The following is a 505-nucleotide window of genomic DNA, read 5'->3' as shown; positions in this document are numbered from 1 at the left end:
ACCTCCGTATACTTTCTTGTGGAATACCGGAGCAACAACAGAAGACCTTGCTTCAGTACCAGCAGGAGCATATAGTGTAACCGTAACTGATGCAAACGGCTGTACAGAAACAGCAAATGCAACAGTGAATCAACCAACAGATGTTACAGCGAATGCCGTTCCAACACCTGCAGCTTGTAATGCAAGTAACGGTTCAGTAAATCTTACCGTTGGTGGTGGTACGCCTCCATATACTTTCTTGTGGAATACCGGAGCAACAACAGAAGATCTTGCTTCAGTACCGGCAGGAGCATATAGTGTAACCGTAACTGATGCAAATGGCTGTACAGAAACAGCAAATGCAACAGTGACTGCACCATCGGATCTTACAGCGAATGCAGTTCCAACGCATGCATTATGTTTTGGCGGTAACGGTTCAGTAAATCTTACCGTTGGTGGTGGTACGGCTCCATATAGTTTCTTGTGGAATACCGGAGCAACAACAGAAGATCTTGCTTCAGTACCT

The 505-nt window shown here is 45.5% G+C and carries 1 protein-coding gene; it reads left to right on the top strand.

Annotated features, from left to right (window positions below; all coding sequences use genetic code 11):
- Positions 1-505: SprB repeat-containing protein (locus WG989_RS20925; RefSeq protein ID WP_340432107.1), on the top strand; the 505-nt coding region annotated here is incomplete at both ends.

It is taken from the genome of Lacibacter sp. H407 (assembly GCF_037892605.1).
Classification (GTDB): domain Bacteria; phylum Bacteroidota; class Bacteroidia; order Chitinophagales; family Chitinophagaceae; genus Lacibacter.
This window is presented reverse-complemented; position numbering and strand designations above follow the sequence as displayed.